This window comes from Kitasatospora sp. GAS204B, assembly GCF_029892155.1.
Classification (GTDB): Bacteria; Actinomycetota; Actinomycetes; order Streptomycetales; family Streptomycetaceae; genus Kitasatospora.
This window is the reverse complement of sequence record NZ_JARZAG010000025.1, coordinates 49,622-63,279: the sequence shown is the minus strand read 5'-3', so window position 1 is coordinate 63,279 and position 13,658 is coordinate 49,622. Positions and strand designations below refer to the sequence as shown.

Below are 13,658 nucleotides of genomic sequence, written 5' to 3'. Positions count from 1 at the left end.
GCTCCATCGACTGGCCCCGGTCACCAGGGCGACCTTGCCGGCGAACGTGTCGGTCCCGGACATGATCAGACCTTCCGATAGAGGATCGGCATCGCCGTCGTGTCGTTGGCGCGCAGGTTCGCCAGGACGTAGCTGCGGAACGAGCTCTTGCTGAACTGCTTGGCCGCGAACCCCAGCAGGCCAGTGTCCCAGCGCGCGTGGTTGACGAACACGTAGTCGGCCGGGCCGATGGGTGCGAGCAGCGTGGAGTTGTCCAGGCCGGTCTCCGTGACGTACCAGCCGGCGAGGTGCTCCCACAGCCGGGTGGCGACCTCGGCGTCCTCGGCCGCGAAGTAGTTGAACAGGAACAGCCCCTGGCGGCTCTTGTCGACATCGCCCAGGTAGCGCAGGCACTTCGCCGCCATCTCGTGGGTGTCGCTCGCGACCTCGGTGACCTCGGCGACCATCCGCTGGTAGGGCTCCGACGACCGGATCTCGTCGAGAACGTCCGTCGAGGCCGCCTCCACGAGCACCACCACGTCGAAGCGCGCCGGGTGCGCGGCGGCCGCCGGCGCCGGTGGGAGCAGGACGGCTCGGAAGACGGTGGCCTTTCGCACCGTGTCCAGCTGCTCCAGCTCCGCTGTCAGCACCTTCAGCCGGTTCAGCAGCGCCGCCTTGCGCGTGCCGCCCCCGGGGAACGGGGTCCGCCCGCGCGCCGGCTCTACGGCGGCGGCGAGGTGGAGGTACCCGGTGGGCGGGGGTTCGAGGAACGAGGGCGGCGCGTACTCGCGCCGCGGGTTGACGATTCGCAGTTCCATGACGTTGCCTCCTTCAGCGGCAACGTTAGGCCTCTAACGCTTCTACGTCAAACGCTTCGACATCTATTGATTGTGCTACCATCGAGCCATGCCACGACCCGCCCACACCCCGCTCGGCCTGCACCTCGCCCGCACCGCCAGGAACGTCGGCCGCGCTTTCGACGACGCACTGGCCGAGGTCGGCGGGTCGATGCCGACCTGGCTGATCCTGATCTCGCTGAAGACGCACCAGCTCGGCAACCAGCGCGAACTGGCCGACGCGGTGGGCATCCGCGGCGCGACGCTCACCCACCACCTGAACGCGATGGAGGCCGACGGACTCGTCACGCGCCGGCGCGACCCCGCCAACCGCCGCATCCACCAGGTGGAGCTGACCGAGAAGGGCGAGTCCGCGTTCGACTCGATGCGCGGCGCCGCGCTGGCCTTCGACCAGCGGCTGCGCCGCGGCCTGTCCGAGCAGGAGACCGCCGTCTTCGAAGAGGTGCTCGGCAAGCTCCAGGGCAACATCGCAGAAGCCTGAGCGCCGCCGGCACGGGTGCGGATCCGCCCGTGCCGACAGCGTGGGTTCAACGGTGGATCCGCAGGTGCCGACAGCGCGGGTTCAACGCCGGTGCAGGACCAGGCGGGTGGCGAGGCCGCCGCCCACGCCGGCGACTACGGCCACCGGTAGCCACCAGGCGGGCCAGGCCAGCAGCCCGAGCGGCGCGTCGAGCGACCAGCGGCCGGGGCCGGTGGCGGACAGCACCGCGCCGATCGTGATCAGCACCAGCGGGTACTCGAACCCGTCGTTCTGCACCCAGATCCCGTGCGGCCACTTGACGGTCATCGCCACCGTCATCACACCCATCGTGCCGGCGGCGGCCAGCGGCGTGAGCAGGCCCGCCGCGAGCAGCAGCCCCGCCCCGACCTGGGTGCCTCCCGCGGTGAGCGCGGTGAACACCCCGCCGCGAAATCCGTCACCGCGGAACTCCTCGGTACCGCCGGCCAACCCCCGACCGCCCAGGTGGAAGCTGACCTTCTGGACTCCGTGCCCCGCGACCAGCAGTCCGGCGACCAGCCGGAGCAGCAGGAGACCTGTGTTCACTGACGAACTCCCTTTTCCTGATGCCCGGTTGCCGGTCAGCCGGCCGCGTGCTCGTTGATCATGGTCTGCGCGTAGACCACGCCCAGGCCGTAGGCGCCGGCGTGCTCCTTGATCACGTCCATGACCGGCAGGTAGGTCCCGGTGCGGGCCCAGTCGCGCTGCAGCTCCAGCAGCACCTGGATCCAGGTCACCGGCACCGCACCGGCCGCCGTCATCCGGTGCAGGGCGTGCTCGTGGGCCAGCGGACTGACGCCGCCGGAGGCGTCCGAGACCACGTACACCTCGTAGCCCTGGTCCAGCGCCGAGAGGGCCGGCAGCACCAGGCACACCTCGGTCCACAGGCCGGAAAGGATGATCTTGCTGCGCCCGGTGGCCTTGACCGCCTCGACCAGCGCCGCGTCCTCCCAGGCGTTCATCGACGTCCGGTCGACCACCTCGTGGTCGGGGAAGACCGCCTTCAGCTGCGGCAGGATCGGGCCGGAGAAGGACTCGGCGGCCACCGTGGACAGCACCACCGGGACGTCGAAGACCCGGGCGGACTTGGCCAGGCCGACGGTGGCGTTGATGATCGCCGTGCGGTCGCCGCTGCCGGTGCCGAAGAACATCTGCGGCTGGTGGTCGACGAACAGCATCATCGAGTTGTCCGGCGTCAGCAGGTCCGAGCTGGGGGCGGCGTGCACGAAGTCGAAGTCGACCATGGCGGTTCTCTCTTTCGGCTGATGAGGTGTCACGGGGACGTCTGCGCGGACGTCGCAAGGCGTGGAAGGCTCGGAACCCGAGCGGTGCCGCAGGCGCTCCGGCACAGCCACGACGCTAGCCAGTGGCGTCCGAACATCTCTTCTCCCGCCGCGCCCAGGGCTGTTCCCACACTGCACGGCACCGCGCTCCACCACGTCCAGGTGTCCCTGCTCGCGCAGGACAGAGCCGGTGCGTGCAGAGGAAAGTCGCGGCTCGAGGCCTCCCTAGATTGGCTCCGAATGACGCCGCCCGGCCTCCTGAGAGCGAGACCCCATGTCGACCATGCCCGTTGCCGGGCTCCACGCCGGCCATCCCGACCACGCCGCCGACCTGGTGGTGCGCAACGCCAAGGTGTACACCGGCGACCCGTCGCGCCCGGCGGCGAGCGCGGTGGCGATCCGCGCGGGCCTGATCACCGCCGTCGGCGACGACGCGGACGTCATACCGCAGATCGGCCCGCGGACCCGGGTCGTCGACGCACTCGGCCGACGCGCCGTCCCCGGCCTGAACGACGCCCACCTGCACGTGATCCGAGGCGGTCTCAACTACGTGCTGGAGCTGCGCTGGGACGGCGTGCCGACGCTGCGTCAGGCGCTGGCCATGCTCCGCATCCAGGCCGAGCGCACCCCGCCGGGCCAGTGGGTACGGGTGGTCGGCGGCTGGTCCGCGGATCAGTTCGCCGAGCGCCGGCTGCCCACCTTGGCCGAGCTGAACGCCGCCGCCCCCGACACCCCCGTCTTCGTGCTGCACCTGTACCAGTCGGCGCTGCTCAACAAGGCGGCGCTGCGGGCCGCCGGGTTCGACCGCGACACCCCGGACCCGCGGGGCGGGCAGATCGTGCGCGGCCACGACGGGCAGCCGACCGGCATGCTGCTGGCCGCCCCCGGCGCCCTGCTGCTCTACTCCACGCTCGCCAAGGCGCCGACCCTGGACGAGGCCGACAAGGCCGCCTCCACCCGGCACTTCCTGCGCGAGCTCAACCGCTTCGGCCTCACCTCGGCGATCGACGCGGCCGGCGGCTTCCAGAGCTTCCCGGAGAACTACGGCACCGTCATGCAGCTCGCGCAGGCAGGCGAGTTGACCCTGCGGATCGCCTACCACCTCTTCCCGCAGACCGCCGGACAGGAACTCGACGACCTGGCGCGCTGGGTGGCCACCGTCCGGCCGGGCGACGGGGACGAGTGGCTGCGCCTCAACGGCGCCGGCGAGAACCTCACCTGGGCGGCCGCCGACTTCGAGAACTTCACCGAGCCACGGCCCGAACTCGGCCCGTACGAACCCGGGTTCGAGCAGGCCGTGCGGCTGCTGATGGAGAACGGCTGGGGCTTTCGGCTGCACGCCAGCTACGACGAGACGATCCGCCGCCACCTGGCCGTCTTCGAGAAGCTCGCCGCCGAGGGCCTCTTCCCGGGCGGGAACCGCTGGCTCTTCGACCACGCCGAGACCGTCTCCCCCGCGAGCCTGGACCGGATCGCCGCACTCGGCGGCGGCATCTCGGTGCAGAACCGGATGTCCTTCCAGGGCGAGGCCTTCGTGAACCGCTACGGCGCCGCCGCGGCGGCCACCGCGCCGCCGGTGCGGGCGATGCTGGAGCGCGGACTGGCGCTCAGCGGGGGCACCGACGCCACCCGGGTCTCCTCCTACAACCCGTGGGTGGCACTGCACTGGCTGGTCTCCGGGCGGGCCGTCAGCGGACGCACGCTGTACCCGTCCGGCAACCGGCTCAGCCGCGAGGAGGCCCTGGAGCTCTACACCCTGGGCGGCGCCCGGCTCACCGGCGAGCAGGAGCTCAAGGGCCGCCTGCGGGTGGGAAGTTACGCCGACCTGGCGGTGCTCAGCGCCGACTACCTGACGGTGGACGAGGCCGACATCCCGCACATCGAGTCCGTCCTCACCGTGGTCGGCGGCCGCATCGTGCACAGCGCCCAGGAACACGAGGGCCTCGCCCCCGAGTTGCCCGCCGTGGTCCCGCTGTGGAGCCCGGTGGCGCGCTTCGGCGGCTACCAGGCCACCCCCGCACCCAGCCTGACCGGCGTCCGCCAGGCCGAGCTGGTGGTCGAGGCGGCCGCCGCCTCCGACGAGCAGCGCGACTGGCGCCAGGCCCGCGGGCAGTTCGTCCCCGGCCACGGCGGACCGACTTTCGACGACCCCTGCTTCTTCTGACCGCCTTCCGTCTCCGCCGTCTCCACCCTCTCCACCGCGCGCCGCCCGGCGGCGCGCGGTGCCGGGCCGCCCTGAAAGGACGCCTTGATGACGCCACCTCAGCCCGAGAGCACCGTGGCCGCCGCACCCGCAGCCGCCGCACCCGTGGCCGCCGGACAGATCCGCGACCGCCACCCGCTGGCCCTGGCCCTGTTCGCGCTGACCGTGGTGAGCGGCCTGATCGACGCGGTCAGCTACCTGGGGCTCGGCCACGTCTTCACCGCGAACATGACCGGGAACGTCGTCGTGGTCGCCTTCGCCCTCGTCGGCACGCCCGGCTTCTCGCTCGCCGGCTCGCTGACCTCGCTCGCGGCCTTCCTGCTGGGCTCGGTGCTGGCCGGCCGGCTGGCCCTGCGGCACCGCGAGGGCCGCCGGTCGCGCTGGCTGCGCACCGCGCTGCTGGCCGAGACGGCGCTGCAGGCCGCGGCGACCGTCATCGCGTTCACCGCGAGCGGGCGGACGCAGCAGGAGGCGCTGATCGCGCTGCTGGCCGTGGCCATGGGCCTGCGCAACGGCACGGTCCGCAAGCTGGGCGTGCCGGACCTGACCACGACGGTGCTCACCCTCACCCTGACCGGCCTCGCCGCGGACTCCTCGCTCGCCGGCGGCACCAACCCCCGCCTGGGCCGGCGCCTCTACGCGGTCCTGGCGATGCTCGCGGGCGCCGCGCCCGGAGCCGCGCTCGTCATCCACGGGCACCTCGCGTGGGCGCTGCTCACCAGCACTCTCCTGGTCGCCGCGATCGCGATCGGCTACCGCGAACGCGACTGAGGCGTTCGCCCTCCCGCACTCTCTCCGTCAACTCCCTCCCCCGGAAGGACACTTCAGATGACCATGCGCCTGCCCCTGCGACTGCTGACGACGGTCACCGCCGTCACCGCCCTGGCCTTCGCCACCGCGCCGTCGGTCCCTGCGGCCCCCGACTCGGCACGTCCCTCCCTCGCCGTCGGCCCCCAGTACGACACGGCACACGTCTACGTGACGCCCGGCACGATGGACTCCTTCGTCGGCAGCTGGGAGTCGACCTTCGGCGGCACCAACACCCCGCAGGCCACCGTCGACGTCACCCCGACCCCCAGCCTGACCAAGTCCGAACTCATCCTCTCCCCGGTCGGCACGCTCTCCGTCTTCGACTACCAGACGCCGGCCCCCTACCCGTTCGGCGCCGAGCGCACCGGCTGGCTCGTCACGGACCTGGACCGCGGCGTGCACAAGGCCGAGTCGGACGGGGCGAACACGGTCGTCACGCCGTTCGCCGACCCGATCGGCCGCGACGCGGTCGTGCAGTTCCCCGGCGGCATCGACGCGCAGCTGTACTGGCACACCAAGGCACCCTCGTACCCGGCGCTGGCCTCCGTGCCGGAGAACCGGCTGTACCTGCCGAGCAGCGCCGCCCGCTCCTTCCTGCACGCCTACCTGGCCTTCACCGGTGGCCGGGTGGTCTCCGACGACCGGCAGGCACCGGGCGCCGAACTCGGCCTGCCCGGCACCAGCTACCGGCGGATCCGGATCAGCTCACCGTTCGGCGACACCTCCGTCGCGGTCACCGACGGGCACCTGCCCTACCCCTTCGGACGCGAGAGCACCGGCTACGCCGTGAACGACCTCGCCACCACCCTGACCAAGGCCCGGGCCGCCGGCGCGACCGTGCTCTGGGGCCCGTACGCCTCCCCGCAGCGCGACAGCGCGATGGTGCAGTTCCCCGGCGGCTACATCGCCGAGATCCACGACGGCGGCTCGCGGTCGTAACCGCGTGCTTGATCACCATCTTGTTGAATGATAAATTAAATGCGGCGCCCGGGCCCCCGGCGCGCCGCCCCACAGCAGGAGGCGTGGAACGATGACGACCACCGTGACGGACAACCCCGACCGCTCGCGCTTCGAGATCACGGACGACGGTGAACTCGCCGGCTTCGCCGAGTACTTCCGGCACGAGAACGAACTCGCCTTCATCCACACCGAGATCGACCCCGCGTTCGGGGGTCGCGGCCTCGGCGGTGTGCTGGCCCGCGCCGCCCTCGACTCCGCCCGGGAGCAGGGCGCGGACGTTCTCCCGTACTGCCCCTTCATCCGCGCCTGGCTGACCAAGCACCCCGACTACGTCGACCTGGTCCCCCCGGCCCAGCGCACCCGCTTCGGCCTGTGAGCACCACCGCCGCCGCCGCTGCCGCCGAGGAGTTCGTCCGGTCCGCCGCCGCCCTGGTCACCAGCACGGGCGAGGACCACCGGGTGGACATCCGCTCGGGGCACCACCGCCTGGCCGCCGACGAGCCCGCCTCGCTCGGCGGCGCCGACACCGCCACCACGCCGACCGGGCTGCTGCTGTCGGCGCTCGGCTCCTGCACCGCGATCACGCTGCGGATGTACGCGCAGCGCAAGCAGTGGCCGCTGGAGACCGTCCGGGTGCACCTCGGCTACGAGAAGGGCCCGGACCACACGGCGCGGATCACCCGGCGCATCGACCTGGTCGGCGAGCTGGACGAGGCGCAGCGCGCCCGGCTGTTGGAGATCGCCGAGCGGACCCCGGTCAGCCGGGCGGTGTCCGGCGGCACGCCGATCATGGAGGAACCGGCCCACCATGAGTGAACTCGACCAGGCCTCCCCCACCCTGCGCGGCGGACGCGAGGACGTGCCGGCCGGCCCCGTCCGGGAACTGCTCGCACCCCGCGAGACCGCGCTGGGCGGCAGCACCGTCGTGCGCCGCCTGCTGCCCAACCTGGGGCGGCGGATGGTCGGCGGATGGTGCTTCGTCGACCACTACGGCCCCGACGACATCGCCGACGAGCCCGGCATGCAGGTCCCGCCGCACCCGCACATCGGCCTGCAAACGGTCAGTTGGCTGCACCAGGGCGAAGTCCTGCACCGCGACAGCCTCGGCAACCTGCAGACCGTGCGACCACGCGAACTGGGCCTGATGACCGCCGGCCGCGCCATCTCGCACTCCGAGGAATCCCCGCGCCCGCACGCCCGCCTCCTGCACGGCGCCCAACTCTGGGTCGCCCTCCCCGACACCCACCGCCACACCACCCCCACCTTCGAACACCACGCCCAACTCCCCGAGATCACCGCACCCGGCCTGCACGGCACCGTGATCCTCGGCTCGCTCGACGGCACCACCTCCCCGGGCACCACGTACACCCCGCTGGCCGGCGTCGACCTGACGCTCCGTCAGGATGCAGAGGCCAGCCTCCCGCTGGAGCCCGACTTCGAGTACGCCGTGCTCACCATGTCCGGCCTCACCGAGGTGGACGGCGTCCGCCTGGACCCCGGCTCGATGCTCTACCTCGGCAGCGGCCGGCGCGAGTTGCCCCTGCGCGCACTGGCAGACGGCTCCCTGCTGCTGCTCGGCGGCGAGCCCTTCGACGAGAAGCTCGTCATGTGGTGGAACTTCATCGGCCGCTCGTCGCAGGAGATCACCCAGGCCCGCGAGGACTGGATGACAGGGTCCCGGTTCGGCCAGGTACGCGGCTACGACGGCGACCCGCTGGCCGCTCCCGAGCTGCCCCAACTACCCCTGAAGCCACGGGGAAGGGTGCGCTGACCTGGGACTACGTGGTCATGAGGCGGTGCGCCGAGTCGCGGTGGATCGGGGTCCGGGAGGTCTGCGATCCACCGCTCCGGGGTCTCCTCACCGATCCCACCCAACTGGTCACGATTTCACGCCGATGCTCACCGCAGCAGCCCCGTGCCTACGCTGCGGCCGGTGATCTGGTCGGGCTCGACTCGGATCCACAGTGGACGGTCTCCGCCGGCCCACGGCTCGGTGCCCGGGAGCCCGGCCAGCCGCCGGACCGTGTCGGGGTCGGTGACGTGGCGGGCGGTACCCACGATCAGGACGCTCCAACCCCGGCTCAGGTGGTCGTCGACGCGGTCGACCTGGAAGGACACCGCGGTACCCGCCTCAGCGGCGGCGCCTCCCGACGGGTTGGTGCGGTAGAGCACGGTTTCAGCGTCCACCGCGTAGTTGACGGGGAAGACCAGCGGGCTGGGCACTGCTGGTAGGACGATCCGGCCCACGCCATGCGTGCCGAGCTTGTCCCAGCACTCGGGGATGGTGAGGCGGAGCAGGACCGGACGCGAGGGCGCTCCGCTGTGGCCCGGGGCCGGGTCGCGGCGGCCTTCGAGCAGCTCCTGGTAGGTGAGGTGCAGGGCGGCGGCGACGCGGAGTAGGCCGTTCGGGTCGAAATCGGTGCCGGCGTCGAGCAGTTGCCGCAGGTACCGCGGGGCCATGCCTGCTTGCTTGGCCAGTTGGTCCTCGCTCAGGCCGAGCTGGGCGGACCGTTCGGCGATCCGGCGCGCCACCTCGGTGGCGGGATGCGTGGTCACGGCGGCTCCTCCTCGGCAACGCAGGTGCGGTTCACTCCAGCGTCCGCCCGAGGCGCCCGGAGCGCATGGGCCGAACGGTCCCGATGCGAGGTCTGACGGCCCTCGGAACGCCGCCCCCCGAAGGCGCGCCTGGGCGTGGACCCAGCTGGCAAGCCGCTCTTCGACGAGGACGAGTCGGCGCCGCTGGCGGGCTTCGCCGGGCAGGCGGCGGTCGCGATGCAGCTGGCCGAGCGGCGCCGCGACTCCGAGCAGGTCACCCTGCTCGAGGAGCGCGACCGGATCGCCCGGGACCTGCACGACCTGGCCGTCCAGCGCCTGTTCGCCACCGGCATGACCCTGCAGAGCGCGGACTGCCGGCGGACGGCCGGCGCAGCGGGCTGGCCAACCTCGTCGAGCGGGCCGCCGCCCACGGAGGCAGGTTCCGGGCGCAGGCCCGGCCGGAGGGCGCGACGGAGCTGAGCTGGCGGGTGCCGCTACCGGCCGACTGACTCCTCGGCTGGCTCTGCGGCGTCCACCACGTCGGAGACCGCCAGTCGCGGGGTCGCCGTCCCCTCTCGGCCGTATCCGAGCCGCAGCACCATCTGCACGAAGCCCGGCCGGAGTTCGGGATCCCGCGCCTCCCAGCGAAGCGAGGGCCATTCCAGGGCCTGGTGGAGCAGCGAGGCCCGCACGTCGTGGACGGTCGCCATCAGCAGCACGTGCTCCAGGGCCAGCCCGGCGCGCAACCAGTCCACGGGACGGTCGTGCTCGGTGGCCAGGACGGCCAGGCAGGGCTCGGCCTCGAACTCGGCGGGCGGCAGGTGTTCGGCGGGGCGGATGGCGGAGAAGTCCCGCATCGGGAGGTGGCCGGTGGCGTCCTGCGGTCCGAGGGCGGCGGACGGGATGCCGTACGGCGCGGCGTCGGGCCCCTGGATCCAGGCGCGGCTCTCGGCGCGGCGCTCGGGGTCGGTGGTGCTGCGGCGTTCGGCCTCGGCGGTCAGGCTCAGCAGCCGTTCACGCTCCGCGTGGTCGGGGAAGACGAGCAGCGCTTCCTCGATGCGGGCGGCCTCGGCCAGTTGGTCGAGGACGGTGGCCGGTATCGGGGCTCCGCTGAACGGTGTGCGGATCGTGTGCCGGTGCCAGATCGCGTCGTAGAGCGCGCTGGTGGGGGCGAGGTGGACCTGGGAGGGCTGGTCGAGTTCGACGGTGGCCAGCAGGTCCGGCTCGCCCGGGTCCGGCAGCAGCCGCACCTCGGGTGCCCAGCCCAGGTGGCGGGCGGCGGTGCGCAGGTTGAGCACGGCGGCGCCCACCGAGATGTGCAGGGCCCGGCCCTGCGGGTCGGTGGCCGGCACCGCGCGCTCGCGGGCGGCGCGCACCTCCAGGGTGGAAGTCTCGGGGCACAGCCGGAAGCGCCAGGGCTGGCTGTTGTGCAGCGACGGCGCCGCGACCGCGGCCGAGATCAGCTTCTCCAGTGCGGCGGCGTCGAGGGTGATGGTGAACATGGTGCACTCCCTGACTGACGCGTCAGCCCGCGGCGAGCCGCAGCGCGGAGCTGGGACGGTCCGACGCTCCTCGCCGCTGTGCCGGTGGGCTGTCGGTTCTGGGCTCTCACCTCCCACGGTGCACCGACGGCGACCGCCCGCGCATGGGCCGATCGGCTCCGTCGAGCGGGCCGGACGGGCTCAGTGGTGCCGGGCGGAGTGCCCCTGTTCGGTCTCGACGTGCGCGGCGAGCACGGCCGCCTGGAGCCGGCGTTCAACGCCCAGCTTGGCGAGCAGGCGCGAAACGTGGTTCTTGACCGTCTTCTCCGCCAGGTACAGCTCCTGGCCGATCTGCCGGTTGGTCTTGCCCTCACCGACCAGGACGAGGATCTCGCGCTCGCGCGGGGTCAGTTGGCCCAGTGCCGCCTCGGTGTCGCTCTCCTCGTGGTGGCGCAGGCTCTCCATCAGCTTGCGGGTGGTGGCGGGGTCCAGCATCGACTGACCGGAGGCGACCGTGCGCACGGCGGCCACCAGGTCCTCGCCCTTGACCTGTTTGAGCACGTACCCGGCCGCACCGGCCATGATCGCGTCCAGCAGGGCGTCGTCGTCATCGAACGAGGTGAGCATCAGGCAGGCCAGCTCGGGCAGCCGGTCCCGCAGCTCGCGACAGACGGTCACCCCGTCCCCGTCGGGCAGCCGCACGTCGAGCACCGCCACCCGCGGCCGCAGCGCGGGGATCCGGGCCAGCGCCTGGGCACACGTGCCGGCCTCGCCGACCACGTCGATGTCCGGCTCGGCCTCCAGCAGGTCGCGCACTCCCCGCCGGACCACCTCGTGGTCGTCGAGGAGGAAGACGCGCAGGGGTTGCTCGGGCTCGGGGGATTCGGTGGCCATCGCTGCTCTCCTGGACCGGACGGCTGATCTCTGCCTCGATTCTGCGCGCCTTCGGGCCACCGTGCGCGCATGGTGGAGGACGGAGGTGGACGAGATGGCCGTAGACCGGCAGACGCGCACGCGGCGGCTGGTCGCCGAGGGAGTGGGTACCTTCTTCCTGGTCCTGGTCGCCGCCGGCGCGGGCGTCGTCGATGCCGTCACCGGCGGCCGGGTCACACCGGCGGCCCAGGCCATCGCACCTGGCTTGATGGTCCTCGCCCTCATCTACACCCTCGGCGTGACCTCCGGTGCCCACCTCAATCCGGCGGTGACGCTGGCGTTCGCCGCGCGCGGCCACTTCCCGTGGCGGCGGGTACCGGCCTACCTCGGCGCGCAGCTGCTCGGGGCCGTCACGGCGGCAGCGGTGCTGCGGGCCCTGTTCGGCACCGTGGGCCAGTTGGGGGCCAGCCGGCCGGGGCCCGGCGTCGGTGCGGGCGCGGCCTTCGGCCTGGAAGTGCTGCTGTCGCTCGGCCTGATGACCGTCATCCTCGGCACCTCCACCGGAGCGCGGAACATCGGCCACAACTCGGCCATCGCGATCGGCGGCTACATCGCGCTGGCCGGGCTGTGGGCCGGACCCGCCTCGGGGGCGTCGATGAACCCGGCGCGGAGCCTGGCCCCGGTGCTGCTCGGCGGGCACGGCGGCCCGCTGTGGATCTACCTGCTCGGGCCACTGATCGGCGCCGGCCTCGCGGTGCCACTGGCCTGGCTGCTGCGCGGCCCGCCCAGCCCGGCGGCCACCCAGGCCGCGCAAGGCACCGACCTGGACGGCGGCCAGGGCACGGGCAGCACACATACACCTGGTGGTGGGACCACATGATCCGATGCCGGGTGGGTGCCTCACACCGTGTGCTCGGTCAGCGCTGCCCGGTGCCGAAGGCATGCGGATGCTCCACTTGGAGCTGCATGTCGTCCTCGCTCCAGTCCAGGGTCTGGTGGACCGCCACCACGCCGTCCACCGCCCGGCACAGCTGCTCCGCGATCGGGATCAGGCTCTTTCGCGGGAGGCGACCGGTCAGCGTGACCACCCCGTCGTGCACGGCTACGCGCACGTCACCGGGGGCCAGCCACAGCGTCTGGCCGAGCACGTCGTGGTTGATCTCCTCACGGATCGCCGAGTCGTGCCGCAGGAACACCTGCAGCAGGTCGCTGCGGCTGACGATGCCGACCAGCCGGCCCACCTCGTCCACCACCGGCAAGCGCTTGACCTTGTGCTTGTCCATCGCCCGGGCCGCCTCGGCGATGGTCCAGCCGGCGCGGGCGGTGACGGCCGGGCTGGTCATCAGGCCACCGGCCGTCTCCGCCTCGGCGCGAGCCCGGTCGTGCGCGTCCAGCCAGCGGCCCGGATCGCGGCCCTCGGGATCGGGCAGCACCGCCTCCTTGCGGATCAGGTCGGCCTCGGAGACCACGCCGATCGGACGGCCCTGGTCGTCGACGACCGGGATGGCGGTGACGTCGTTGCGGTGGAACAGCGCCGCGACCTCCTTGAACGGTGTGTCGGGCCGCGCCGTGACGACCTCCCGGGTCATCACCTCGTGGACACTGCGGTGCTGCATGGTCCTCACTCCTCACAGCTCTGGTTTCCCACCACCACTGTGCGCCCGCCCGGCCGCACTCCCCAGGGCCGTTCGGCCCCCGCACCGGGGCCGGCCCGGCCATGACATCAGGGGAGCGCGGGCTCACGATGGAAGGGCGCTCCCCAGCATCGGAGACGATCATGGACTACGGAATCAGCGTCTGGCTCGACGTCTCGTTCAATGACGCGGTCGAGCGCGTGCGCGCCGCGCTCGCCGCAGAGGGGTTCGGCGTCCTGACCGAGATCGACGTGCGGGCGACGCTGCGGGCCAAGCTCGGCGAGGCGATGGAGGACTACCTGATCCTCGGCGCCTGCAACCCCCCGCTCGCTCACCGTGCCCTCGGCGTCGACCGCCGGATCGGCCTGCTCCTGCCGTGCAACGTCGTGGTGCGCTCCGCCGACGGCGGAACGGTGGTGGAGGCCATGGACCCGCAGGTGATGGTCCAGGTCAGCGGCCAGGCGGAGCTGACACCCGTGGCCGACGAGGCCGCCGCCCGGCTGCGTTCGGCGCTGGACGCCCTGCACGAGTGAGGAAGCCGGGA

16 protein-coding genes and 1 pseudogene are annotated in these 13,658 nt (G+C 72.5%); 10 read left to right on the top strand and 7 right to left on the bottom strand.

Features of this window, described 5'->3' with window-relative positions; genetic code table 11:
• Window positions 1–65: 65 nt before the first annotated feature.
• Window positions 66–797, bottom strand: a complete 732-nt coding sequence (locus P3T41_RS28535) for a hypothetical protein (protein ID WP_280693419.1) — start codon at window positions 795–797, stop codon at window positions 66–68.
• Between the two features lie 88 nt (window positions 798–885).
• Here P3T41_RS28535 and P3T41_RS28530 point away from each other — a divergent pair, with 88 nt between their 5' ends.
• Window positions 886–1,317, top strand: coding sequence for a MarR family transcriptional regulator (locus P3T41_RS28530; RefSeq protein WP_280693418.1), 432 nt, complete (start codon window positions 886–888; stop codon window positions 1,315–1,317).
• An 81-nt stretch (window positions 1,318–1,398) separates the two neighbouring features.
• Here the strand turns inward: P3T41_RS28530 and P3T41_RS28525 are convergent, their stop codons facing one another.
• Window positions 1,399–1,881 carry a DoxX family membrane protein gene (locus P3T41_RS28525; RefSeq protein ID WP_280693417.1) on the bottom strand — a complete coding sequence of 161 codons (483 nt, stop codon included), beginning with the start codon at window positions 1,879–1,881 and terminating at the stop codon, window positions 1,399–1,401.
• Window positions 1,882–1,916: 35 nt separating this feature from the next.
• Window positions 1,917–2,579, bottom strand: coding sequence for a hydrolase (locus tag P3T41_RS28520; RefSeq protein ID WP_280693416.1), 663 nt, complete (start codon window positions 2,577–2,579; stop codon window positions 1,917–1,919).
• Window positions 2,580–2,892: 313 nt separating this feature from the next.
• Between P3T41_RS28520 and P3T41_RS28515 the strand changes: the two genes are divergently transcribed.
• The 6 genes from P3T41_RS28515 (at window position 2,893) to P3T41_RS28490 (ending at window position 8,362) form a co-directional block, all read left to right on the top strand.
• Window positions 2,893–4,782, top strand: a complete 1,890-nt coding sequence (locus tag P3T41_RS28515) for an amidohydrolase (RefSeq protein WP_280693415.1) — start codon at window positions 2,893–2,895, stop codon at window positions 4,780–4,782.
• 87 nt (window positions 4,783–4,869) lie between these two features.
• Window positions 4,870–5,592 (top strand): YoaK family protein, encoded by a 723-nt coding sequence (locus P3T41_RS28510; protein ID WP_280693414.1) that lies wholly within the window; start codon window positions 4,870–4,872, stop codon window positions 5,590–5,592.
• A gap of 57 nt (window positions 5,593–5,649) precedes the next feature.
• The gene (locus P3T41_RS28505) at window positions 5,650–6,570 is read left to right on the top strand and encodes a glyoxalase (RefSeq protein ID WP_280693413.1); all 921 of its coding nucleotides are present in this window, start codon (window positions 5,650–5,652) and stop codon (window positions 6,568–6,570) included.
• Window positions 6,571–6,661: 91 nt separating this feature from the next.
• The gene (locus P3T41_RS28500; RefSeq protein WP_280693412.1) at window positions 6,662–6,967 is read left to right on the top strand and encodes a GNAT family N-acetyltransferase; all 306 of its coding nucleotides are present in this window, start codon (window positions 6,662–6,664) and stop codon (window positions 6,965–6,967) included.
• Window positions 6,964–7,407 (top strand): OsmC family protein, encoded by a 444-nt coding sequence (locus tag P3T41_RS28495; RefSeq protein WP_280693411.1) that lies wholly within the window; start codon window positions 6,964–6,966, stop codon window positions 7,405–7,407. Before P3T41_RS28500 ends, P3T41_RS28495 begins: the two co-directional genes overlap by 4 nt.
• The gene (locus P3T41_RS28490) at window positions 7,400–8,362 is read left to right on the top strand and encodes a pirin family protein (protein ID WP_280693410.1); all 963 of its coding nucleotides are present in this window, start codon (window positions 7,400–7,402) and stop codon (window positions 8,360–8,362) included. Before P3T41_RS28495 ends, P3T41_RS28490 begins: the two co-directional genes overlap by 8 nt.
• A gap of 128 nt (window positions 8,363–8,490) precedes the next feature.
• Here P3T41_RS28490 and P3T41_RS28485 read toward each other — a convergent pair whose 3' ends face one another.
• Window positions 8,491–9,147, bottom strand: a complete 657-nt coding sequence (locus P3T41_RS28485) for a pyridoxamine 5'-phosphate oxidase family protein (protein ID WP_280693409.1) — start codon at window positions 9,145–9,147, stop codon at window positions 8,491–8,493.
• Window positions 9,148–9,291: 144 nt separating this feature from the next.
• Between P3T41_RS28485 and P3T41_RS28480 the strand changes: the two are divergent.
• Window positions 9,292–9,495 (top strand): annotated as a pseudogene (locus tag P3T41_RS28480) (histidine kinase); the annotation flags it as partial.
• 125 nt (window positions 9,496–9,620) lie between these two features.
• Here the strand turns inward: P3T41_RS28480 and P3T41_RS28475 are convergent.
• The gene (locus tag P3T41_RS28475) at window positions 9,621–10,628 is read right to left on the bottom strand and encodes a hypothetical protein (protein WP_280693408.1); all 1,008 of its coding nucleotides are present in this window, start codon (window positions 10,626–10,628) and stop codon (window positions 9,621–9,623) included.
• A gap of 180 nt (window positions 10,629–10,808) precedes the next feature.
• On the bottom strand, window positions 10,809–11,501 hold the full coding sequence (locus tag P3T41_RS28470) for a response regulator transcription factor (RefSeq protein WP_280693407.1): 693 nt from the start codon (window positions 11,499–11,501) through the stop codon (window positions 10,809–10,811).
• A gap of 94 nt (window positions 11,502–11,595) precedes the next feature.
• Between P3T41_RS28470 and P3T41_RS28465 the strand changes: the two genes are divergently transcribed.
• Window positions 11,596–12,360, top strand: a complete 765-nt coding sequence (locus P3T41_RS28465; RefSeq protein ID WP_280693406.1) for an aquaporin — start codon at window positions 11,596–11,598, stop codon at window positions 12,358–12,360.
• A 37-nt stretch (window positions 12,361–12,397) separates the two neighbouring features.
• Here the strand turns inward: P3T41_RS28465 and P3T41_RS28460 are convergent, their stop codons facing one another.
• Window positions 12,398–13,096: a CBS domain-containing protein gene (locus tag P3T41_RS28460; protein ID WP_280693405.1), complete on the bottom strand. Its 699-nt coding sequence runs from the start codon at window positions 13,094–13,096 to the stop codon at window positions 12,398–12,400.
• Between the two features lie 161 nt (window positions 13,097–13,257).
• Between P3T41_RS28460 and P3T41_RS28455 the strand changes: the two genes are divergently transcribed.
• Window positions 13,258–13,647: a DUF302 domain-containing protein gene (locus P3T41_RS28455; RefSeq protein WP_280693404.1), complete on the top strand. Its 390-nt coding sequence runs from the start codon at window positions 13,258–13,260 to the stop codon at window positions 13,645–13,647.
• Window positions 13,648–13,658: the final 11 nt, after the last annotated feature.

Excerpts from the sequence above, each read along its gene's own strand:
- P3T41_RS28535 (WP_280693419.1), bottom strand. The coding sequence starts at position 797 with ATGGAACTGCGAATCGTCAACCCGCGGCGCGAGTACGCGCCGCCCTCG.
- P3T41_RS28530 (WP_280693418.1), top strand. The coding sequence starts at position 886 with ATGCCACGACCCGCCCACACCCCGCTCGGCCTGCACCTCGCCCGCACC.
- P3T41_RS28520 (WP_280693416.1), bottom strand. The coding sequence starts at position 2,579 with ATGGTCGACTTCGACTTCGTGCACGCCGCCCCCAGCTCGGACCTGCTG.
- P3T41_RS28515 (WP_280693415.1), top strand. The coding sequence starts at position 2,893 with ATGTCGACCATGCCCGTTGCCGGGCTCCACGCCGGCCATCCCGACCAC.
- P3T41_RS28510 (WP_280693414.1), top strand. The coding sequence starts at position 4,870 with ATGACGCCACCTCAGCCCGAGAGCACCGTGGCCGCCGCACCCGCAGCC.
- P3T41_RS28505 (WP_280693413.1), top strand. The coding sequence starts at position 5,650 with ATGACCATGCGCCTGCCCCTGCGACTGCTGACGACGGTCACCGCCGTC.
- P3T41_RS28500 (WP_280693412.1), top strand. The coding sequence starts at position 6,662 with ATGACGACCACCGTGACGGACAACCCCGACCGCTCGCGCTTCGAGATC.
- P3T41_RS28490 (WP_280693410.1), top strand. The coding sequence starts at position 7,400 with ATGAGTGAACTCGACCAGGCCTCCCCCACCCTGCGCGGCGGACGCGAG.
- P3T41_RS28475 (WP_280693408.1), bottom strand. The coding sequence starts at position 10,628 with ATGTTCACCATCACCCTCGACGCCGCCGCACTGGAGAAGCTGATCTCG.
- P3T41_RS28470 (WP_280693407.1), bottom strand. The coding sequence starts at position 11,501 with ATGGCCACCGAATCCCCCGAGCCCGAGCAACCCCTGCGCGTCTTCCTC.
- P3T41_RS28465 (WP_280693406.1), top strand. The coding sequence starts at position 11,596 with ATGGCCGTAGACCGGCAGACGCGCACGCGGCGGCTGGTCGCCGAGGGA.
- P3T41_RS28460 (WP_280693405.1), bottom strand. The coding sequence starts at position 13,096 with ATGCAGCACCGCAGTGTCCACGAGGTGATGACCCGGGAGGTCGTCACG.
- P3T41_RS28455 (WP_280693404.1), top strand. The coding sequence starts at position 13,258 with ATGGACTACGGAATCAGCGTCTGGCTCGACGTCTCGTTCAATGACGCG.